General features: G+C 65.6%; 34 protein-coding genes. All 34 read right to left on the bottom strand.

The window, feature by feature from the left end; genetic code table 11:
• On the bottom strand, window positions 1-1219 hold a 1219-nt coding region (locus HOP12_06745; GenBank protein NOT33851.1), incomplete at its 3' end, for a hypothetical protein.
• 205 nt (window positions 1220-1424) lie between these two features.
• Window positions 1425-3284, bottom strand: coding sequence for a translational GTPase TypA (gene typA / locus HOP12_06740; protein ID NOT33850.1), 1860 nt, complete (start codon window positions 3282-3284; stop codon window positions 1425-1427).
• A 10-nt stretch (window positions 3285-3294) separates the two neighbouring features.
• Window positions 3295-4476 (bottom strand): family 10 glycosylhydrolase, encoded by a 1182-nt coding sequence (locus HOP12_06735; protein ID NOT33849.1) that lies wholly within the window; start codon window positions 4474-4476, stop codon window positions 3295-3297.
• Window positions 4477-4600: 124 nt separating this feature from the next.
• Complete coding sequence (gene rplQ, locus HOP12_06730) at window positions 4601-5188, bottom strand: 50S ribosomal protein L17 (protein NOT33848.1); 588 nt, start codon at window positions 5186-5188, stop codon at window positions 4601-4603.
• Window positions 5189-5253: 65 nt separating this feature from the next.
• Window positions 5254-6249, bottom strand: a complete 996-nt coding sequence (locus HOP12_06725; GenBank protein NOT33847.1) for a DNA-directed RNA polymerase subunit alpha — start codon at window positions 6247-6249, stop codon at window positions 5254-5256.
• A gap of 34 nt (window positions 6250-6283) precedes the next feature.
• Window positions 6284-6913: a 30S ribosomal protein S4 gene (rpsD, locus tag HOP12_06720; protein NOT33846.1), complete on the bottom strand. Its 630-nt coding sequence runs from the start codon at window positions 6911-6913 to the stop codon at window positions 6284-6286.
• Between the two features lie 10 nt (window positions 6914-6923).
• On the bottom strand, window positions 6924-7313 hold the full coding sequence (rpsK, locus tag HOP12_06715) for a 30S ribosomal protein S11 (protein ID NOT33845.1): 390 nt from the start codon (window positions 7311-7313) through the stop codon (window positions 6924-6926).
• A 42-nt stretch (window positions 7314-7355) separates the two neighbouring features.
• Window positions 7356-7751: a 30S ribosomal protein S13 gene (gene rpsM / locus HOP12_06710; protein NOT33844.1), complete on the bottom strand. Its 396-nt coding sequence runs from the start codon at window positions 7749-7751 to the stop codon at window positions 7356-7358.
• A gap of 15 nt (window positions 7752-7766) precedes the next feature.
• Window positions 7767-7883, bottom strand: a complete 117-nt coding sequence (gene rpmJ / locus HOP12_06705; GenBank protein ID NOT33843.1) for a 50S ribosomal protein L36 — start codon at window positions 7881-7883, stop codon at window positions 7767-7769.
• A gap of 42 nt (window positions 7884-7925) precedes the next feature.
• Window positions 7926-8144, bottom strand: coding sequence for a translation initiation factor IF-1 (gene infA / locus HOP12_06700; protein ID NOT33842.1), 219 nt, complete (start codon window positions 8142-8144; stop codon window positions 7926-7928).
• 40 nt (window positions 8145-8184) lie between these two features.
• Complete coding sequence (gene map, locus HOP12_06695) at window positions 8185-8943, bottom strand: type I methionyl aminopeptidase (GenBank protein ID NOT33841.1); 759 nt, start codon at window positions 8941-8943, stop codon at window positions 8185-8187.
• A gap of 5 nt (window positions 8944-8948) precedes the next feature.
• Window positions 8949-9596: an adenylate kinase gene (locus tag HOP12_06690; protein NOT33840.1), complete on the bottom strand. Its 648-nt coding sequence runs from the start codon at window positions 9594-9596 to the stop codon at window positions 8949-8951.
• A 1-nt stretch (window position 9597) separates the two neighbouring features.
• The gene (gene secY, locus HOP12_06685) at window positions 9598-10914 is read right to left on the bottom strand and encodes a preprotein translocase subunit SecY (GenBank protein NOT33839.1); all 1317 of its coding nucleotides are present in this window, start codon (window positions 10912-10914) and stop codon (window positions 9598-9600) included.
• A gap of 7 nt (window positions 10915-10921) precedes the next feature.
• Complete coding sequence (rplO, locus tag HOP12_06680) at window positions 10922-11377, bottom strand: 50S ribosomal protein L15 (protein ID NOT33838.1); 456 nt, start codon at window positions 11375-11377, stop codon at window positions 10922-10924.
• 13 nt (window positions 11378-11390) lie between these two features.
• Window positions 11391-11576 carry a 50S ribosomal protein L30 gene (rpmD, locus tag HOP12_06675; protein NOT33837.1) on the bottom strand — a complete coding sequence of 62 codons (186 nt, stop codon included), beginning with the start codon at window positions 11574-11576 and terminating at the stop codon, window positions 11391-11393.
• Entirely contained in the window at window positions 11566-12096 is a 531-nt protein-coding gene (rpsE, locus tag HOP12_06670; GenBank protein ID NOT33836.1) for a 30S ribosomal protein S5, read from the bottom strand. The genes rpmD and rpsE overlap by 11 nt, the downstream gene beginning before the upstream one ends.
• Before the next feature lie 10 nt (window positions 12097-12106).
• Window positions 12107-12475, bottom strand: a complete 369-nt coding sequence (gene rplR / locus HOP12_06665) for a 50S ribosomal protein L18 (protein NOT33835.1) — start codon at window positions 12473-12475, stop codon at window positions 12107-12109.
• A complete protein-coding gene (gene rplF, locus HOP12_06660) occupies window positions 12472-13008 on the bottom strand; it encodes a 50S ribosomal protein L6 (protein NOT33834.1) in 537 nt (178 codons plus the stop codon). The genes rplR and rplF overlap by 4 nt, the downstream gene beginning before the upstream one ends.
• Before the next feature lie 9 nt (window positions 13009-13017).
• On the bottom strand, window positions 13018-13416 hold the full coding sequence (gene rpsH, locus HOP12_06655; protein ID NOT33833.1) for a 30S ribosomal protein S8: 399 nt from the start codon (window positions 13414-13416) through the stop codon (window positions 13018-13020).
• A 70-nt stretch (window positions 13417-13486) separates the two neighbouring features.
• The gene (locus tag HOP12_06650; protein ID NOT33832.1) at window positions 13487-13672 is read right to left on the bottom strand and encodes a type Z 30S ribosomal protein S14; all 186 of its coding nucleotides are present in this window, start codon (window positions 13670-13672) and stop codon (window positions 13487-13489) included.
• Window positions 13673-13710: 38 nt separating this feature from the next.
• A complete protein-coding gene (gene rplE, locus HOP12_06645; protein NOT33831.1) occupies window positions 13711-14430 on the bottom strand; it encodes a 50S ribosomal protein L5 in 720 nt (239 codons plus the stop codon).
• Window positions 14431-14522: 92 nt separating this feature from the next.
• A complete protein-coding gene (rplX, locus tag HOP12_06640; protein NOT33830.1) occupies window positions 14523-14870 on the bottom strand; it encodes a 50S ribosomal protein L24 in 348 nt (115 codons plus the stop codon).
• Complete coding sequence (gene rplN / locus HOP12_06635; GenBank protein ID NOT33829.1) at window positions 14870-15238, bottom strand: 50S ribosomal protein L14; 369 nt, start codon at window positions 15236-15238, stop codon at window positions 14870-14872. Before rplN ends, rplX begins: the two co-directional genes overlap by 1 nt.
• Before the next feature lie 2 nt (window positions 15239-15240).
• A complete protein-coding gene (gene rpsQ / locus HOP12_06630) occupies window positions 15241-15519 on the bottom strand; it encodes a 30S ribosomal protein S17 (protein ID NOT33828.1) in 279 nt (92 codons plus the stop codon).
• Window positions 15516-15722 carry a 50S ribosomal protein L29 gene (rpmC, locus tag HOP12_06625; GenBank protein NOT33827.1) on the bottom strand — a complete coding sequence of 69 codons (207 nt, stop codon included), beginning with the start codon at window positions 15720-15722 and terminating at the stop codon, window positions 15516-15518. The genes rpsQ and rpmC overlap by 4 nt, the downstream gene beginning before the upstream one ends.
• A 1-nt stretch (window position 15723) precedes the next feature.
• On the bottom strand, window positions 15724-16146 hold the full coding sequence (gene rplP, locus HOP12_06620) for a 50S ribosomal protein L16 (GenBank protein ID NOT33826.1): 423 nt from the start codon (window positions 16144-16146) through the stop codon (window positions 15724-15726).
• Window positions 16147-16156: 10 nt separating this feature from the next.
• On the bottom strand, window positions 16157-16813 hold the full coding sequence (gene rpsC / locus HOP12_06615; GenBank protein NOT33825.1) for a 30S ribosomal protein S3: 657 nt from the start codon (window positions 16811-16813) through the stop codon (window positions 16157-16159).
• 2 nt (window positions 16814-16815) lie between these two features.
• Window positions 16816-17151, bottom strand: a complete 336-nt coding sequence (gene rplV / locus HOP12_06610) for a 50S ribosomal protein L22 (protein NOT33824.1) — start codon at window positions 17149-17151, stop codon at window positions 16816-16818.
• 2 nt (window positions 17152-17153) lie between these two features.
• Window positions 17154-17444: a 30S ribosomal protein S19 gene (gene rpsS / locus HOP12_06605; protein NOT33823.1), complete on the bottom strand. Its 291-nt coding sequence runs from the start codon at window positions 17442-17444 to the stop codon at window positions 17154-17156.
• A gap of 16 nt (window positions 17445-17460) precedes the next feature.
• Complete coding sequence (gene rplB / locus HOP12_06600) at window positions 17461-18285, bottom strand: 50S ribosomal protein L2 (GenBank protein ID NOT33822.1); 825 nt, start codon at window positions 18283-18285, stop codon at window positions 17461-17463.
• A 15-nt stretch (window positions 18286-18300) separates the two neighbouring features.
• Complete coding sequence (gene rplW, locus HOP12_06595) at window positions 18301-18591, bottom strand: 50S ribosomal protein L23 (GenBank protein ID NOT33821.1); 291 nt, start codon at window positions 18589-18591, stop codon at window positions 18301-18303.
• Window positions 18588-19214, bottom strand: a complete 627-nt coding sequence (gene rplD, locus HOP12_06590; GenBank protein NOT33820.1) for a 50S ribosomal protein L4 — start codon at window positions 19212-19214, stop codon at window positions 18588-18590. Before rplD ends, rplW begins: the two co-directional genes overlap by 4 nt.
• Window positions 19211-19837: a 50S ribosomal protein L3 gene (gene rplC, locus HOP12_06585; GenBank protein NOT33819.1), complete on the bottom strand. Its 627-nt coding sequence runs from the start codon at window positions 19835-19837 to the stop codon at window positions 19211-19213. Before rplC ends, rplD begins: the two co-directional genes overlap by 4 nt.
• A gap of 82 nt (window positions 19838-19919) precedes the next feature.
• Entirely contained in the window at window positions 19920-20228 is a 309-nt protein-coding gene (rpsJ, locus tag HOP12_06580; protein ID NOT33818.1) for a 30S ribosomal protein S10, read from the bottom strand.
• Between the last annotated feature and the right edge of the window lie 6 nt (window positions 20229-20234).

Below are 20234 nucleotides of genomic sequence, written 5' to 3'. Positions count from 1 at the left end.
CCCGGCTCTCCGCCTGCGCCGCTGCGACGCGCGACGCGGCGCAGGCGGAGAGCCGGGCGCGCAGCTCGGATTCGAATGGCGTCACGAACACGAATGGGATCGAGCGCAGCGCCGGCTCCTGCGTCAGGCGGACCGCGAGATCCCAGCCGCTGCGCAGCGAGGGGGCATCGCCGGCGTGAAGCGCGTAGTCGCACACGACCGCAGCGAGCGTGTGCGTGGTGGCCAGCGTCCAGCCGCGATCGGCGCCGGCCGCCGCCAGTGTGCGGTAGCCGTGTTCGTTGAGCGTCGCGACCAGTCCCTCGCGCACGCGCGCATCGTCCTCGACCACCAGCACGATCGGCCCGTCCGCCGGCCCGCGGAGTTCGTCCGGCTCGACGCCGGGGAGCTCCGCCACATCATCGCGCCACACCGGCAGCGCGAAGCCGAATCGACTGCCCTTGTCGTTGCCGTCGCTGCTCGCCCCGATCACGCCACCCTGCAGCTCGACGAGGCAGCGGCAGATGGCGAGGCCGAGGCCGGTTCCGCCATAGGTTCGCTGGGTGCCGGGCGCCGCCTGGACGTAGGGATCGAAGATCGCCTCGAGGCGGTCATGGGCGATTCCGATCCCGGTGTCCCGCACTTCGATCCACGCATAGCCGGAGTCGGCGTGCAGCCGTGCCCTCACCTCGATGGTGCCGCGCGGGGTGAACTTGAGGCTGTTCGCCACCAGATTGATGAGCACCTGCCGGAGCTTCGCCGAGTCCGCGCGCACGCGCAGCGGATCTTCGGGGGTCACGAACCGCAGCGCCACGCCCTTCTGGCTCGCCTGCACATGCGTCACGATCTGAACGTCGTCGAACACCCGGGCGATCTCCAGCGACTCGAGCTCGAGCGTCATCCGTCCGGCTTCGATGCGCGCGATGTCGAGCACGTCGTTGATGAGCGCCAGAAGCTGACGCGAACACTCGAGCGTCTGTCGCAGGAACTCGCGCTGCTCACCGGCCGAGGTGCAGTAGCCGTCGAGCACCAGCTGCAGGAAGCCGAGGATGCCGTTCAGTGGCGTGCGCAGTTCGTGCGACGTGCTGGCGAGGAACTCGCTCTTGAGCCGCGACGCTTCCTCGAGCTGGGCGTTGATCTCCTCCAGCTCTCGCACGCGCCGCTCGAGCACCGAGCGGGCAGCCGATTCCCCGGCGGCCGCGACCGGACGCAGCGCTCGCGAGTCGCCAGGCGTCGGGCTCACACCGTGCCTTTCGAACGCAGGCGAAGAGTCGTGTGGCAGGCGCAGCGGCCGGACACCCTCGGCGTGGTGGCCGCGAGCGTGCAAGCCGGGAACTCAGGCCTCGTCCGTGAGAAGGGCGCCGGATGGATCATGGGGTGGGGACATTCGGTCCCTCCCCATCATCGGACATCGCGAGCGAGTTCTTGAGCCGCTCGCGCGTGGCGGCTCAGCCCTTCCGCTGCCAGTAGCGCGGCCGCAAGTTGGCTGCCAGACCACGCTTACGGAGTCGCAGCGACGCGGGGGTGACCTCGAGCAGCTCGTCCTCGCGGATCCACTCGAGCGCCTGCTCGAGCGACTTCTTGTGCACCGGCATCAGATGCACGCCCTCCTCGGAGTTCGAGGAACGCATGTTGGTGAGCTTCTTCTCCCGCACGATGTTGACGTCAATGTCTTCCTCGCGCGAGTTCTCGCCGACGATCATGCCTTCGTAGACCCGGTCGGTCGGTTCGACGAACATCTCGCCACGATCCTGGGCGTGCTCGATCGCATACGGCGTCACTTTGCCGGGACGGTCGGAAACGAGTGCGCCGGTGAGGCGGTGCGGGATCTCTCCCTGCCACGCCTCGTAACCGTCGAACAGGTGATTGAGCAATCCGGTACCGCGGGTGTCGGTCAGGAACTGGCTGCGGAATCCGATCAGCCCGCGCGACGGAATCCGGAACTCGAGACGGACGCGGCCGGTGCCGTGATTCACCATGTTCGTCATGCGGCCCTTGCGGGTGCCGATCTTCTGAGTGACCACGCCGACGAACTCTTCGGGGCAGTCGATCACGAGCTTCTCCATCGGCTCCTGGCGCTGACCGTTCACCGTACGCGTGATGACCTCGGGCTTGCTCACCGCCAGCTCGAAGCCCTCGCGGCGCATCATCTCGATCAGGATCGCCATCTGCAGTTCGCCGCGCCCCGAAACCACGAAGCTGTCGGGCGTCTCGCCCTGCTCGATCCGGATGCTCACGTTGGTGAGCAGCTCGCGGTCGAGGCGGTCGCGGATGTTGCGCGACGTGACGTACTTGCCTTCCTGACCCGAGAACGGCGAGTTGTTGACCGAGAACACCATGCTCACCGTGGGCTCGTCGATCTGCACGCGCGGCAGCGGACGCGGATCCTCGGCATCGGTGACGGTGTCGCCGATGTGCACGACGGAGAATCCGGCCAGCGCCACGATATCGCCGGGGCCCACCTGCTCGACCTCGGTGCGCTCCAGCCCCTCGAACGCGTAGAGGTTCGTGACCCGCGCCTTGACGTTCTCGCCGTCCATCCGGCACAGCATGACGTCCTGGCGGGTGTGGACGCTCCCGTTGACCAGCCGGCCGATCGCGAGCCGCCCGACGTACTCGGAGTAGTCGAGGTTCAACACCAGCATCTGCAGCGGCATGTTCGGGTCGAAGCGCGGCGCTGGAATGGTGCGCAGAATCTCCTCGAACAGCGGCTTGAGCAGCTGATCGGGACCATCCGCCGTGGTGCGGCAGATGCCGTCGCGCGCGATCGCGTAGAGCACCGGGAACTCGAGCTGCTGCTCGGTGGCATCGAGATCGATGAACAGGTCGTAGATCTCGTTCAACACTTCCTGGGGGCGCGCGTCCTTGCGGTCGATCTTGTTGATCACCACGATCGGCGGCAGCCCGAGTTCGAGCGCCTTGCGCAGGACGAAGCGTGTCTGCGGCAGCGGCCCTTCGCTCGCGTCCACCAACAGCAGCACGCCGTCGACCATCTTGAGCGTGCGCTCCACCTCGCCGCCGAAATCGGCGTGACCGGGAGTGTCGACGATGTTGATCTTGTACTCGCCGTAGCGGACCGCGGTGTTCTTCGCGAGGATCGTGATGCCCTTCTCGCGCTCCAGATCGTTCGAGTCCATGACACGTTCCGCGACTTCCTGGTTCTCGCGGAACACGCCGCTCTGCCACAGCATCGCGTCGACCAGCGTGGTCTTGCCGTGATCGACGTGGGCGATGATCGCGATGTTGCGCAGGTCGTTGCGGACTCCGGTCGCGGAACCGGTCGCGGAGTCGAGGCGAGTGGTGGTCATGCCGTCCTTCTCAAGGTTGAGTCGCGGTCGCCGATTGGAGCAGCTCGTTGAGCCGCTCCCAGTAGCGCTGGCTCGCGAACAGGGAATCGTAGGAGTAGAGCGCCAGCTGCGCGAAGCCGAGCGCGCGCGCGCCCTGCAGGTTGGACGCCGCCCGGGTGGGGCCGGCGTTGTAGACCGCGATTCCGGGTATCACCCGTCCTTTGAGCGCGGGGGTCGCGATCCGCTGGAGCTGGTCGAGAACGACCTGAGTACTCGGGGAATAACACATCGGGAACACGCGGTCGAGGAGTCGTTCCGAGAGCCAACCCTCCCATGGCTGGCCGAAATACCGCGACGCCTCGCGGGGGTCGGGGCGCACCGCGGCGCTCAGCACGAGGCCGGGGCGTAACGCCTCGAGAGAGTCTCGCACCGCCCGTACGATGGCGGTCACCTGGCGACCCTGAAACGCCGCGAATGCGGTGTCGAGGCGGGTGCGCTCCACCGCCGTGAGACGCGGAAGTCGCGAGCGATCGATGCCGGATTCGAGGGCGAAGGCGGCCCGCGTGGCATTGTCGAAGCCCAGATCGGCGCCCGAAGTGCGGATGTAGTCGAGATGGATTCCGTCGACCGCGTACCGCCGCGCGATCTCGGCCGCGGTTCCGGCGACCCACGCCCGCACCCCCGGATGCGCAGGCGACAGGTAGGCGCCCTCGATGCCGAGCCGCTTCCAGCGTCGCGGCCCCATGTGGAGCACCGCCTGGCCGTCGGAGGTCCAGCCGAACCACTCGGGATGACTGCGAGCGACGTGGCGCGGATCGCGCGGCGGGTGGTCGCCCGACCACACCAGCGCGCAGTTGATCCACGCATGCACTTCGAGTCCCCGTGGGTGCGCCGCTTCGACGACCCGCGCGAGCGGATCGAAGTCGGCCGGCGTGCCTGCGAGCCCTTCGGCGCGCGGCAGGCGCTCGGAGCGGTACCAGGCATCCCCTCGGCCGACCACCTGGACCAGCATTCCCCTCACGTGCATGAGCGCCGCACGCTCGACCATCCGATCGATCGACTCGCGCGACTGCAGGGTCGAACGCGTCACCCACAGATAGTCCACGCGCGTCGCAGGGTCGGCCCCGAGTGCTCGCGCGACCGAGTCACCCACGGCGACCGAGTCGGCCATGGGAGTCACCGCGAGCAGGAGTGCGAGAAGGGCCGGGTTCATGGGGTGTGGGTGCGCGTCGAGGGCTCGCGGAAGTGATCGGCCCGCCGGCCGCCGCCCGGGAGCGCAAAACGAAAACGGGCGGGGGATTCCCGCCCGTCTCGCCAGCTTCGGAGGCGGCGTTCGATCAGCTCGCGCCGACCTTCCGGGTCGTCGACTTCTTCTTCGACGGCGGAGCGGGGCCGGTCGGCTTGACCGAAGTACGCGAGCGACCGCGCTTGGTGCGCGCGCCTTCTTCGGCGGCTCCTTCCGACGCAGCTTCCGCCTTCGGCTTCTTGCCCGGCTTCTCGCCCTTGAGCGCCGTTTCCTTGGCCTCGGCGGCCGCGAGACGCGCCTGGCGCTCCTGCTCCTTCTGCTCGACGCTCTTCACCAGCTCGAGGTAGGCGGTTTCGCCCGCATCACCGAGGCGCCGTCCGATGCGGATGATGCGCGTGTAGCCGCCCGGTCGCTCGGCGTACCAGGGTGCGATCGTCGCGAACAGCTTGGCCGTGATCTCGGGCTTCATGACGAAGCGATCGACGTGACGGCGTGCCGCCATGTCGCCGCGCTTCGCGAACGTGATGAGGCGCTCCGCGATCTGCCGGGCCTCCTTCGCCTTCGCCACCGTGGTCTCGATGCGCTCGTACTGGAACAGCGCAGTCACCAGGTTGCGAAGCAGCGCACGCCGGTGCGACCAGGTGCGGCTGAGTTTGCGAAAACTTTTGCGGTGTCGCATGTGCGTCCCGTCCTCTAGAAGTGAGGGCCGATCCCGCGCCGGCTGGAGGCCGGACACGCCCGGTATCAGGCGTCGAGTCCGACCGTGTTGCGATTCTCCGTGTAGGGCGCGATGTCCATGCCGAAGTGCAGGCCCATCTCGCCGAGAATGTCCTGGATCTCCTTGAGCGACTTGCGCCCGAAGTTCCGGAACTTGAGCATCTCCGCCTCGCTCTTCACGACCAGCTCGGAGATGGACTTGATCTCGGCAGCCTTGAGACAGTTGCTCGAACGCACCGAGAGCTCGAGTTCGTCGACGCTTCGCCCGAGCAGCTGACGCACCTTTTCCTTGTCCTCGTCGACTTCTTCCTCGACTTCGGTCTCGAGCGGCTCCTCGAAGTGAATGAACAGGCTGAAGTGATCGCGCAGCACCATCGCCGCCACCGCCACCGCGTCCTGCGGCAGGATGCTTCCGTCGGTCCACAACTCGATCGTGAGCTTGTCGTAGTCGATGCGCTGGCCGAGCCGCGTGGCCTCGACCGTGTAGTTGACCTTGGTCACGGGCGAAAACATCGCGTCGATCGGAATCACGCCGATCGGACGGTCGGTCATCGAGTGCTGGTCGGCCGAAACATAGCCGCGGCCGCCGTCGAGCTCGACTTCCATGCGCAGGTCGCCGTCCTTGTTGAGCGTCGCGATGTGCAGGTCGGGATTGAGCACCTGCGCGTCGCCCTCGATCTTCAGGTCGCCGGCACGCACCTCGCCCTTGCCGGTGGCTTCGAACATCGCCTTCTTGGGACCGTCGCCGTGCAGCTTGAGCCGCACCTGCTTGAGATTGAGGATGATCTCGGTCACGTCTTCGATGACACCCGGCAGCGTCGAAAACTCGTGCAGCACGCCGTCGATGCGCACCGCGGTGATCGCGGCGCCCTGCAGCGACGACAGCAGCACGCGGCGCAGCGAATTACCGACCGTGAGGCCGAAGCCGCGCTCGAGCGGCTCGATCGTGAACTTTCCGTAGCGATCCGTGTTGCCCGGGTCGGCGGCAAGCTGCCGGGGCATGGTCAGGTTCTTCCACTTCATGTGATCAAGCCTCCTGATGGAAGGCGGAGCGTCGTTACTTCGAGTAGAGCTCGACGATCAGCTGTTCGTTGATCGGAACCGTGATGGACTGACGCGTGGGAATGTTGAGCACGCGTCCCGTCAGGGCTTCGGCGCTGATCTCCAGCCATTCGGGCACCCACTGACCCTTGCGCTGCTCCAGCGACGTGAGAATGACCGGCATCTTGCGGCTGCGTTCGCGCACCTGAACCGTATCGCCGACCTTCACGAGGTACGACGGAATGTCGACCTTGCGGCCGTTGACCGTGAAGTGACCGTGGCCGACCAGCTGACGGGCCTGGTGGTGCGAGAGCGCGAAGCCGAACCGATAGATGACATTGTCGAGGCGGCGTTCGAGCATCTGGAGCAGCACTTCGCCGGTGACGCCCTTCGCTTCGGACGCCTTCGAGAAGTAGTTGCGGAACTGCCGCTCGAGCACGCCGTACAGCCGGCGCGCCTTCTGCTTCTCGCGCAGCTGCAGGCCGTAGTTCGTCTCTTTGATGCGCCGGCTCTTGCCATGCTCGCCGGGAGCGTAGCCGCGCTTCTCGAACGCACACTTGTCGGTGAAGCAGCGCGTTCCCTTGAGGAACAGCTTCGCGCCTTCTCGCCGGCACAGCCGGCATCGAGCATCGTGATAGACCGCCATGGATACTCCTCTAGACGCGGCGCCGCTTGGGAGCGCGGCAGCCGTTATGCGGAATGGGTGTCACGTCTTTGATCGCGGAGATCTCGAGGCCCGCCGCCTGCAGCGAGCGGATCGCGGCTTCACGGCCGGAACCCGGTCCCTTGACCCACACCTCGACGCGCTTCATGCCCTGGTTGATGGCTTCGCGCGCGCTCGATTCCGCTGCGACCTGCGCCGCGAACGGAGTGCTCTTGCGCGATCCCTTGAAGCCGACCTTTCCGGCGCTCGCCCAGGTGATGACGTTGCCGTCGGTGTCGGTGATGGTGACGATCGTATTGTTGAAGCTCGCCTGCACGTGAGCGACACCATTCACACTCACGCGCCGATCGCGCTTCTTGGTCGGCTTCTTCGCATCTGCCACGCGACGTTCCTCCGTCAAAATTCCGGCGTCAGGCCGGCACGACTACTTCTTAGGAGCCGGCTTGGCGACCTTCGCCCTGGTGACTCCGGCCGTCTTCTTCGGTCCCTTGCGGGTCCGCGCGTTCGTCTTGGTGCGCTGTCCGTGTACGGGCAGGCCGCGGCGGTGACGCAAACCGCGGTAGGAACCGATGTCCATCAATCGCTTGATGTTCATCGCGACCTCGCCGCGCAGCGCGCCTTCGACCTTGTATTCGCGCTCGATGAGCGCGCGCAGCTTGCCCGCGTCCTCGTCCGAGAGGTTCTTCACGCGAGTGCTGGGCTCCAGTCCCGTCGCCGCCAGAATGCGCTTCGCGGTCGTCGGGCCGATGCCAAAAATGTAAGTGAGTGCGACCTCGATGCGCTTCTCGGCGGGAAGGTCGACCCCTGCAATACGTGCCACCGCTTGCCTCCTTCGTTACCCCTGGCGCTGCTTGTGCCGCGGATTGCGCTTGCAGATCACGCGGATCACGCCCTTGCGACGCACCACTTTGCAGTGCTCGCAGATCTTCTTAACGGACGCACGAACCTTCATGACGCCCCCTGATTCCCCCGCGGCGGAACGCCGCGGCGGCGGTTACTTGTAGCGATAGACGATCCGGCCGCGCGTCAGGTCGTACGGCGACAGCTCGACCGTGACCTTGTCGCCCGGAAGAATCCGGATGAAGTGCATCCGCATCTTGCCCGAGATGTGGGCGAGCACCTTGTGGCCATTCTCGAGTTCCACGCGGAACATCGCGTTCGGGAGCGGCTCGATCACGGTGCCTTCGACCTGGATGCCCTCTTCCTTACTCATCTCACCTCATGGTTGCCGGTCCGGTCATCTCGATCGTGCCTCAAGACTCGAGCGACAGGATATCGGGTCCGTCCACGCCGACTGCGACCGTGTGTTCGAAGTGCGCACTGCGCGAGCCGTCCTTCGTCACGACCGTCCAGCCGTCGTCTTGCGTCACCACGTCGGGTCCGCCGATGTTGACCATCGGTTCGATCGCCAGCACCTGCCCGGCCATCAACCGAGGTCCGCGATCCGGCAGTCCGTAGTTGGGGACTTGCGGTTCCTCGTGCATCTGGCGTCCGATCCCATGTCCGACCAGGGCCCGCACCACGGCGAAGCCCTCGCCTTCCGCATGACTCTGGATCGCATGCGAGATGTCACCCACTCGGAGTCCCGCACAGGCCTTCGCGATGCCCCGTTCGAGGGCAGCGCTCGCGACTGCGAGAAGCCGAGCCGACTCGGAGTCGATGTTCCCGACCGGGAACGTCTTCGCCGCGTCGCCAAAAAAACCATCGATTTCAACCCCGACGTCGATTCCGACGATGTCGCCTTCTTCGAGGCGGCGCGATCCCGGAATGCCGTGAACGACTTCCTCGTTCACCGAGGGGCAGATGCTCGCCGGGAAGCCGCGATAGCCCTTGAACGCGGGGCGACCGCCGTGATCCCGGATGAAGCTTTCCGCGAGTCGATCCAGCTCGATCGTCGTGATCCCGGGCCGCACTTCGCGACCCAGCATCGCGAGCGTGCGAGCCACGAGCCGTGCCGAGGCACGAATCGCGTCGATCTCGCTCGGATCTCTCGTAAACGCCCTGCGCGCCATCGGGACTACGCCCCGACCGCGGCCGCAAGGGCCTGAAACACGCCGTCCATGGGACCGAGTCCCGGCACCTCGCGGAGCCGGCCCTGCCCACGGTAGTACTCCATCAGCGGCGCGGTTTCGCGCCGAAACACTTCGAGTCGCTTCCGCACCGTCGTCTCGGCGTCATCCGCGCGCTGCACCACCTCGACACTCGGGTGATCGTCGCAGTGACGTCCGTCCTTCGGTGCCGCACTCACCAGGTTGTACGCCCGCTTGCAGACCGGGCACTCCCGACGCGCACTCAGCCGCGTCACCAGCTCGTCTTCGGGTGCCGCCATTCCGATCACCGCGTCGAGACGCTGACCGCGCGCCTGCAACATCGAGTCGAGTGCGTCCGCCTGTGCCACCGTGCGCGGAAAGCCGTCGAGCACGAAGCCCGACTCCGCATCCGGCAGCACGATTCGCTCGCGCACCAGTCCGATCATCACGTCGTCCGGAACCAGCAGTCCCGCATCCATTCGTTTCTGTGCCTCGAGTCCCATCGACGTGCGACGAGTCACGGCGTCTCGCAGCATCTCGCCTGTCGAGATCAGCGCCCAGCCGTGTTCCGCCGCCAGCCTCCGCCCCTGCGTGCCCTTGCCCACACCGGGAGGGCCGAGCAGGACCAGACGCACGTCACATCCTCTGCCGGCCGCGGATGCGGCCGCGCTTCACGAATCCCTCGTAGTGGCGCATCAGCAGATGCGACTCGATCTGCTGAAGTGTGTCGAGCGCCACTCCCACGACGATCAGCACGCTGGTGCCACCGAACGCCAGGAACGGCAGTCCGAGCGCGCTGAACGCGAGGTCCGGGATCACCGCGATGAGTGCCAGGAAGACCGCGCCCGGCAGCGTCACTCGCGACAGCACCCGATCGATGTATTCGGCGGTCTTCTTGCCCGGGCGTACGCCCGGAATGAAGCCGCCGTACTTGCGCATGTTCTCCGCCAGGTCGTTCGGATTGAGCACCACGGCGGTGTAGAAGTAGGTGAAGAAGACGATGATCAGCCCGTAGAGGATGTTGTAGAGCCAGCCGGTCGGGTTGAACCAGTTGTGGAGCTGCGCGAGCGGATGACCCGGCGGCACGAAGCCCGCGACCGCGGTCGGCAGGCTCATGAGGCTGAGCGCGAAGATGATCGGAATCACGCCCGCGGTGTTGACGCGCAGCGGGATGAACGTATTGGAGCCACCGTACATGCGCCGGCCCACGATGCGCTTGGCATACTGCACCGGGATCTTTCGCGTGCCCTGCGTCATGAAGATGACCGCCGCGATCACCGCAATCGCCAGGATCCCGACCACGCCGATGTGGATCACGGTCAAGGTGCCCGCACGGAAGCTGTCGACCGCCGCGAACAGCGAGTTCGGAAGACGTCCGACGATGTTGAGGAAGATGATCAGCGAGATGCCGTTGCCGATCCCGTGCTCGGTGATCTTCTCGCCCATCCACATGACCAGGATGGTGCCCGCGGTCTGCGTGATGATGGTCGAGAGCGTGAAGGCGATGCCGGGGTTCGGAACGATCGCAACGCCCTGCGAAGCGCCGAGATTGGCCAGGAACACGCTGTAGGCGAACGACTGGATGACCGCGATGATCACGGTGCCGTAGCGGGTGTACTGCGTGATCTTCTTCTGCCCTTCCTCGCCTTCCTTACGCAGCTTCTCGAGCGCCGGAACCACCGCTCCGAGCAGCTGCAGGATGATCGAGGCCGAGATGTACGGCATGATTCCGAGCGCGAACACGGTCGCACGCGAGAACGCACCGCCGACGAAGAAGTCGTAGAGCCCGAATAGCGAGCCGCTGCTCTGGAACACCCCTGCGAGCGCGCGCGCGTTGACGCCCGGCGTCGGCACGTGCTCGCCGAGTCGGTACGCCACGAACATCAGCAGCGTGAAGATCAGCCGCCGCCGCAGCTCGGGGATCTGGAACATGTTTCTCAACTTCTCAAGCATGGATTCCTCAGGCCTTCGCGGCCGCTCGCGTCAACTCCACACGTCCACCCGCCTTCTCGATCGCTTCCTTCGCCGTCGCGCTGATCGCGTCGACCTGAATCGTCAACGCCACCTTGAGGTCGCCCCCCGCGAGCAGTTTGATCGGTCCGCGCTCTCGGGCGATGCCGTGCTGCTTGAGCCAGGCGCGATCCACCACGGTGCCGGCGGCCGCCGAAGCGAGTCGACCCAGCTGCACCACCTGATAGGAGACCCGGGTCGGATTGGTGAACCCGCGCTTCGGCAGGCGGCGCTGAATCGGCATCTGGCCGCCTTCGAATCGCGCCGGGATCTTGCCGCCGGAGCGAGCCTTGTGTCCTTTGTGTCCCTTGCCTGCGGTGCCGCCGAGGCCGGTGCCCGCGCCCTTGCCGCGACGCTTGCGGGTCTTGGTGGCTCCCGCTGCCGGACGGAGATTGCCGAGCTTCATGAGTAAGTGCCTCTCAGGCGGTCTCGGCCACCGTGACCAGGTGGCGGACCTTGAAGATCATGCCCCGAATCTGGGGCGTATCGTTGTGCTCGACGGTCTGCTGCATACGACGAATCCCCAGCGCACGAATCGTGAGGCGCTGGTTCTCCTGATGACCGCTCGCGCTCTTGGTCTGGGTGATGCGGAGCTTAAGCGCCACGATGTGCCTCCCGCGGCCCGAGCAGCTCGGCAACCGTCATGCCGCGACGGGCCGCAACCTCGGCCGGGCGGCGCAGACGGCGCAGGCCGTCGACCGTCGCCTTGACCATGTTGTGCGGATTGCGGGTACCGAGACACTTGGTGAGCACGTTCTGAATGCCGGCCGCCTCGAGCACCGCGCGGATGCCGCCGCCGGCGATGATGCCGGTACCGGCGCTCGCGGGCTTGAGCATCACCTCGCCGGCACCGAAGTGACCGACGATCAGGTGAGGAATGCTGCCGTGCCGCGTGATCGGCACCTGGAACATGCTCTTCTTCGCGGAGTCATTCGCCTTGCGGATGGCGTCCGCGACTTCGTTCGCCTTGCCGAGCCCCACTCCCACGCGACCCGCCTGGTCGCCCACGGCGACGATCGCGTTGAACGAGAACCGGCGCCCGCCCTTCACGACCTTCGCGCAGCGATTGATCTGGATCACGCGCTCGAGAAACTCGGACTTCGGCATGTCGGCGCCACGCGCCATGAGAACCCTCCTAGAACTCGAGACCGCCGGCGCGCGCGCCGTCGGCGAGCGCCTTCACGCGCCCGTGGTACAGATAGCCGCCGCGATCGAAGCACACCTTCGCGAATCCCTTTTCCTTTGCGCGCTCGGCGAGCAGCTTGCCGACGGCCGCGCACACCGCGGTCTTGCCCTTGCCATCCACGCGTCCGTCCAGCGAATCACGGCTCGAGGCCGCCGCCAGCGTGACGCCGCGCGCATCGTCGATGATCTGCGCGTAGATGTGCTTCGAGCTGCGGTACACCGAGAGACGCGGGCGATCGCCCGAGCCGGTGACCCGATTGCGAATGCGATAGCGACGGATCTGCCGCCGCTCGTATTTGTCGTGATGTCCGCTGCTCATGCCGACCCCGCCGCCTTGCCGGCCTTGCGCCGGATGATCTCGCCTTCGTACTTGACGCCCTTGCCCTTGTAGGGCTCCGGCGGACGAAAGGCGCGAATGTCCGCCGCGACCTGGCCCACCAGCGCCTTGTCGGCGCCGCTGATCACCACTCGCGTCGGGTTGTCGAGCTTGATCGTGATACCGGCCGGAGTCGCAAAGTTGACCGGGTGCGAAAAGCCGAGCTGAAGCACCAGGTTCTTGCCATCCATCTGAGCGCGGTATCCGGTGCCCACGATCTCGAGCACCTTGCTGAATCCCGTCGTCACGCCGAGCACCATGTTGTTGATGTTCGCGCGCATCGTCCCAAACGCCGGGTTGCGCGTGATCTGCTCGGCACTGACCTGTACCTGCCCGTCGGTGATCGCGACCGTCGTGCCGATCAGCACGTGGGTGCGCAACTCACCCTTCGGGCCCTTCACGTTGATGTGGCCACCCTCTTGAGAGACGCTGACGCCGCTCGGAATGGCGACCGGAAGCTTACCGATTCTCGACATGATCGCCCCCTACCAGACCTGGCAGATGACTTCGCCGCCGAGTCCCGCTTCGCGGGCCTCACGGTCGGTCATCACGCCCTTCGAAGTGGAAACGATCGAGGTCCCGAGCCCGCCCAACACCCGCGGCAACTCGGTCTTGCGCACGTAGACACGGCGCCCCGGCGAACTGATGCGCCGGATGCCCGAGATCACGTTGACGTTGTCGGCGCCGTAGCGGAGATACACGCGAAGCGTGCGCTGACGTTCGTCCTCGATGAGCTTGACGTTGTTCACGAAGCGTTCGCGCAACAGCACTTCGGCGATCTGATGCTTGAGACGCGACGATGGGACGTCCACCTTGCGGTGCTTCGCCTGAATGGCGTTGCGCACGCACGTGAGGAAGTCCGCGACCGGATCGCTCACTGACATGAATGTTCCTCCAGAGCCAGCGTCCACGCCGCGAGGCGTGCAGCCTGGCCCGAACCGCCGCGAGGCGGAGTTACCAGCTTGCCTTCACCACTCCGGGGATCTGCCCGGAGAGGGCGAGTTCACGGAAGCAGATACGACACATGCCGAAATCCCGCAGGAACGCACGCGGCCGCCCGCAACGGTGACAGCGGGTGTACGCACGAACCTTGAACTTGGGCTTGCGCTTCCACTTTTCGATGAGCGACTTCTTCGCCACAGAGCCTCCCGAGGGGCGCGGTTCGCGTCCCGCGTTCGCTAGCGCTGACGGAAGGGCATGTTCATGAGCTTCAGCAGCTCGCGCCCTTCCTCGTCCGTCCGCGCGGACGTCACGATCGTCACATCCATGCCGCGCAGCTTCATGACCTTATCGATGTCGATTTCTCTGAAGATATTGTGCTCGGTGATGCCGAACGTGTAGTTGCCGCGACCGTCGAACGACCGCGGGCTCAAACCACGAAAGTCACGCATCGAGGGAATCGCCACACTGATGAGGCGATCGAAGAACTCGTACATGCGCTCGCCCCGCAGCGTCACCATGCAGCCGATCGGGAGCTTCTCGCGCAGCTTGAAGTTCGCGATCGACTTGCGCGCGCGCCGCACCGACGGCTTCTGTCCGGTGATCTGCGCCAGCTCGTTGACCGCGGCGTCCATGTGCTTGGCGTCCGTGATCGCGTCACCGACGCCCATGTTGACGACGATTTTCTGGAAACGCGGCACCTGCATGGCGCTGCGGTACGTGAACTTCTCCATCAGCGCCTTTACGACCTTCTGCTCGTAGTGCTCGCGCAGGCGCGGCTTCTTGCCGAGCACGCCCGGACGACCCTCGGAGAGCGCGATCGCGACCTTCGAGCCGTCGCCGCGCGACTTGCTGCTCTTCGCGGCGCCTTCCGGCTTGGCTGCGGCCTTCGGAGTCTTCGCCGGCTTCGCGGCCTTGGCCGCGTCCTTGTCCTTCTTGTCTTTCTTGTCGTCCGCCATCGGTCACTCTCCAGGGTCTCGAGTCATCGCGATCTCCCCCGACCCTGGTGCTTCGGAGATCGCGCGCGTCGCAGCCGACCGGCCGCGCCGCCCTAGGCCTTTTCGGGCTTCGGAATCACCTCGCCGCTCGCTCTCGACACTCGCTCACGTTCCCCGCTGCGGTTCACGCGCATGCCGATCCGCGAGCCGCGGCCCGCCTTCGCATCCCACAACATCACATTCGAAATGTGAACCGGTGCTTCCTTCTCGATGATGCCGCTCTGCACCTTGCTGCTGCGCGCCTTCTGATGGCGGCGCACCAGATTCACGCCCTCGACCACCACGCGCTGCTTCACTTCGTCGACCGAGAGCACGCGGCCCGTCTTCGGCTTCGCGGCCGTGCCCTTGTCGTCCCCCGCGATCACCACCACGGTGTCGCCCTTGCGGATACGCGTCGCCATCAGATGACCTCCGGCGCGAGCGAAACGATCTTCATGAACGACTTCTCGCGCAGTTCGCGAGCCACCGGTCCGAAGATGCGGGTCCCGCGCGGCTCTTTGTCGTCGTTGATGAGCACCACCGCGTTCTCGTCGAAGCGGATGTAGGAGCCGTCCTCGCGACGCGTCTCCTTGCGGCTGCGGACGACGACCGCCTTGGCGACGTCGCCCTTCTTCACGGCGGCGCCGGGGATCGCATCCTTCACCGCGACCACCACGATGTCGCCTGGATATCCGTAACGGCGATGGTGTCCACCGAGCACCTTGATGCACTGGGCGCGCTTGGCGCCCGAGTTGTCGGCGACGATCACCATGCTTCGGAGCTGGATCATGGCTACTTGGCCCTCTCCACGAAGTCCACGAAGCGCCAGCGCTTGTCCTTGGACAGCGGCCGGGTCTCCATGAAGCGGATCACGTCACCCACGCGGCATTCGTTCTTTTCGTCGTGAACCTTGAACTTCTCGCGGCGGCGCACATAGCGGCCGACCGTCGGATGCTTGACGAGACGCTCGATCGAGACCACGACGGTCTTGTCCATGCGGTCGCTCAGGACCTTGCCGACGCGCGCCTTGCGGCGATGGCGGGGAGTCGCTTCGGTCGTGTCGGTCGTCATGCTTTCACCTGCTCCTTCTCGCGCAGCACCGTGATCAACCGCGCCATCTCGCGCCGCGTCTCACGGATCTTCAGCGGATTGTCGAGCTGCCGCATCGTGTTTCGAAACCGCAGGTTGAACATTTCCTCGCGCAGCTCCGTCAACCGCTGCGTGATCTCCGCAGCCGACAGGTCGCGCATCGCGCTCGCCTTGGTATGCGGCATCTCACTCCCCTCCCAGTTCGTGACGCTCCACGAAGCGCGTCCGGATCGGGAGCTTCGAAGCCCCGAGGCGCATCGCCTCCTGGGCCGCCGTCTTCGTGATCCCTTCGAGCTCGAACAGCACTCGGCCCGGCTTCACGACGGCCACCCAGCCCTCGGGCGGACCCTTGCCCTTGCCCATTCGGGTTTCGAGCGGCTTCTTCGTGTACGGCTTGTCCGGGAACACGCGAATCCACATCTTTCCGCCGCGCTTGATGGAGCGCGTGATGGCGACGCGGGCCGCCTCGATCTGGCGGTTCGTCACCCACGCCGGCTCGAGCGCCTGCAGCCCGAACTCGCCGAACGTCACCGAGCCGCCACGGTAGGCCTTGCCGTTCATGCGGCCGCGATGACTCTTTCGGTATTTGACTCGCTTCGGCATCAACATGGTGGGACTCCTATCGCGCCGGGGCCGCGGTGGTTTGCGGCTTGTCCAGCACCTCGCCGTGGAACATCCACACCTTGACGCCGCACGTGCCGTAGGCCGTCATCGCGGTCGCCCGCGCGAAGTCAATGTCGGCGCGCAGCGTGTGGAGGGGAACCCGGCCTTCGCGATACACCTCGTAACGCGCCATTTCGGAACCGCCGAGGCGGCCCGAGCACGCGATGCGGATCCCGAGCGCGCCAGCGCGCATCGAGGACGCAATCGCCTTCTTCATGGCGCGACGGAACGACACGCGCTGCTCGAGCTGCTTCGAGATGTGTTCGGCGACGAGCTGGGCATCCAGATCGGCGCGCTTGATCTCTTCGATGTTGAGCTGCACCTGCTTCTTGGTCAGCGCCTTCATCTCTTCCGACAGCTTGTCGACCTGCTCGCCCTTGCGACCGATCACGAGGCCCGGACGGGCGGTGAAGATGCCGATCGTGACCTTCTCGCCCTTGCGCTCGATCGTGATCTTGGAGATGCCGGCCTGATACAGGCGCTTCTTCAGATAGCGCTTGATCAGCAGGTCCTCCTTGAGAAGCTCCGCGTAGTTGCGCTTGGCGAACCAGCGCGACTCCCACGTCTTCACGATCCCGAGTCGAAGGCCGATGGGATGCGTTTTCTGACCCATGGCTACTCCTTGGTCGCCACGGTCACCGTCACGTGACTCGTGCGCTTGAGCAACGGCGTGGCGCGGCCCTGTGCGCGCGGCAGCCAACGCTTGAGCGTGGGCCCCGCGCCGACGATGGCGCCTTTGACGTACAGCTGTTCGAGGCGCACGTGCCCACCCTGCAGCGCGTTCGCCACCGCCGACTTCAGCACCTTCTGCACGATGCGCGCCCCGTACTTGGGCGTGAACTGCAGGGTGGTCTGAGCCGACTCGACGTTCATGCCCCGGATGAGACCGAGCACCTGATTGCACTTGCGCGGAGTGATCCGCACGTAACGCTGGATCGCTTTGGCTTCCATGGTCACGCCTTTGCCGGTGCCGCAGACTTCTCGGCCGAATGGCCATGTCCGCGGAAGACTCGGGTGGGCACGAACTCACCGAGCTTGTGGCCCACCATGTTTTCGGTCACGTAGATCGGAATGAACTTGTTGCCGTTGTGCACGGCGAGCGTGTGGCCGACGAACTCCGGCAGAATCGTGCAGCGGCGTGCCCACGTCTTCAGCACACGCTTCTCGCCGCTGCGATTCATGCCCTCGATCTTTCGAACGAGGGAGTCGACGACGTACGGTCCCTTCTTTACGGAACGCGGCATGGTCCTCGGCTCCTTACTACTTCTTCCGTCGGCGCACGATGAGCGAGTCGCTCAACTTGCGCTTCCGAGTCTTGAGACCCTTCGTGATCTTGCCCCACGGCGAACACGGATGACGGCCGCCCGAGGTCTTACCCTCGCCGCCGCCCATCGGATGATCCACGGGGTTCATTGCGACACCGCGCACGCTCGGATTGCGGCCGAGCCAGCGCGAGCGACCAGCCTTGCCGATCGAAACGTTCTCGTGATCCAGGTTGCCGACCTGGCCGACCACGGCGCGGCAGTTCACGTGGAAGCTGCGCACCTCGCCGGACGGCAGCCGCAGCTGCGCGTAGTCGCCTTCCTTCGCCATCAACTGACAGAACGAGCCGGCAGCGCGTGCGACGCGCGAGTTGCGACCCGGCATCAATTCCAGATTGTGTACGTTGGTACCGACTGGAATCGCGCGCAGCGGCAGACAATTGCCGGGCTTGATCTCGGCGTCGAGACCCGACTGCACGATCTCGCCCACCTTCAACCCGTCGGGCGCGATGATGTAGCGGCGCTCGCCGTCGAAGTAGTTCAGAAGCGCGATGCGCGCCGAGCGACTCGGGTCGTACTCGATGCTCGCCACCCGCGCCGGGATCCCGTCCTTGGTGCGACGGAAGTCGATGATGCGGTAGCGCTGCTTGTGGCCCCCGCCGATCCAGCGCATCGAGACGTGGCCGTAGTTGTCGCGGCCGCCGGTCTTGCGGATCGGCTCGGTCAGCGACTTGAGCGGACTCCGGCGCGTGATCTCTTTGTAGTCCGGCACCACGGTGTGCCGCAGCGACGGCGTCAACGGTCGGAATTTTTTGAGACCCATGGTCGATTCCCCGGGCTAGATCTGCTCGAACAGCTCGATCTTCTGATCGGGCTGGAGCGTGATCACGGCCTTTTTCCAGTCATTGCGTCGGCCGGCAAAGCGGCCCATCCGCTTGATCTTTCCACGAATCTGCATGGTGCGGACCTGCGCCACCTTCACATGGAAGATGGACTCGACCGCACGCTTGATCTCGATCTTGTTCGCCTCGCGCGCCACCTCGAAGGTGTACGCGTTGCGCATCTCACGCAACTCGGTGCCCTTCTCGGTGATCAGCACTTTGCGGACGACGGAACGCGGGTCTTTCATTTGACGAAGACCTCCTTCATACGCGCCAGGCCGGTCTCGGTCACCAGCAGCAGGTCGCACGCCAGCAGCTCGTACGGATTCACCTGGTGCGCGAGCGTGGTGCGCAGATTGCGGAGGTTGCGGCACGACTTGACGACGTTCACATCGGGCGAGTCGAGCACCAGCAACGTCTTCTTGCCTTCGGCGCCCAGCTTGCGAAGCGTCGCCGCCATGAGCGAGGTCTTCGGAACGTCGAAGTGCAGCGGCGCGAGGACCAGCACCGCGTTTTCGCTCGCCTTGAGCGACAGCGCCGAGGCGAGCGCCTTGCGACGCTGTCCGCGCGGCATCTCGGTGCGATAGCTGCGCGGATCCGGACCGAACGCACGACCGCCGCCCGGCATCAGCGGGGACGTGTTCGAGCCCTGGCGCGCACGTCCGGTGCCCTTCTGCTTGAACGGCTTTCTGCCGCCGCCCGACACCTCGCCGCGGTTCTTCACCTTGGCGGTGCCCTGGCGCTGGTTTCCGAGGTAGCGCTTCACCGACGCCCACAACAGGTGCTCGTGCACCTGCTGCCCGAACAACTCCTCGGGGAGCGCGGCGGTGCCGTTCTCGCTGCCGTCCATCGCGTAACGCTTCGCGTTCATCGCACCACCCGCTTCTTCACGAACACCAGGCCATTGACGGGGCCCGGCACCGCGCCGCGAACCAGCAGCAGGTTCTGCTCGGTGTCGATCGCCACGACCTTGAGGTTGTTGATGGTCAGGTTGACGCCACCCATGCGGCCCGGCAGACGCTTGCCCTTGATGACGCGCGACGGGAACGCCGATGCGCCGATCGAGCCCGGCTGCTTGCCGAACGTGGGTCCGTGCGAAGCGTGACCGCTGACGAAGCCGTAGCGCTTGACGACGCCCTGGAAGCCGCGGCCTTTCGTGACGCCCTGGACGTCGACGCTCTGTCCGGGCTCGAACAGCGAGACCGTGAGGCTCTGGCCGGGCTGGAATTCGGAGGCATCCTCGACTCGGAATTCCTTCACGTACCGCGACGGCGGCAGATTGCGCGTCTTGAACTGCCCGAGCACCGGGCGCAGAAAGCGACTCTCTTTGTTGGTGCCGAAGCCGAGCTGCACCGCCGAGTAGCCGTTGCGCTCGGGAGTGCGCACTTCGGTCACCGTGCACGGGCCGGCCTCGATCACGGTCACGGGAAGGACATCGCCCCTCTCGTTGTAGATCTGGGTCATGCCCACTTTCTTACCGATCAATCCAATCATGTCATCGCCCGCGTCGGGTCTCCGCACGTCGGTCCGGCATTCGCCAGACCCGGGTGGTCCCCGCGCCGCGCCTCCTGAATGCCTAGGTTTTGATCTCGATGTCGACACCGGCAGGGATGTCGAGCTTCTCGAGTGCTTCCATGGTCTGAGGGGTGGAGCGCGTGATGTCGATGAGCCGCTTGTGCACGCGTCGCTCGAACTGCTCGCGCGACTTCTTGTCGACGTGCGGGCTGCGCAGCACCGTCCAGATCGTCTTCTGAGTCGGGAGCGGAACCGGACCCGAGGTCATCGCTCCGGTACGTCGCGCCGTACGCACGATCTCGGCCGCCGACTGGTCGAGCGTCGCGTGATCGTAAGCCTTGAGCTTGATGCGAATCTTCTGGAGCAGCATCTTCAG

It is taken from the genome of Candidatus Eisenbacteria bacterium (genome assembly GCA_013140805.1).
Lineage (GTDB): Bacteria > Eisenbacteria > RBG-16-71-46 > RBG-16-71-46 > RBG-16-71-46 > JABFRW01.
This window is presented reverse-complemented; position numbering and strand designations above follow the sequence as displayed.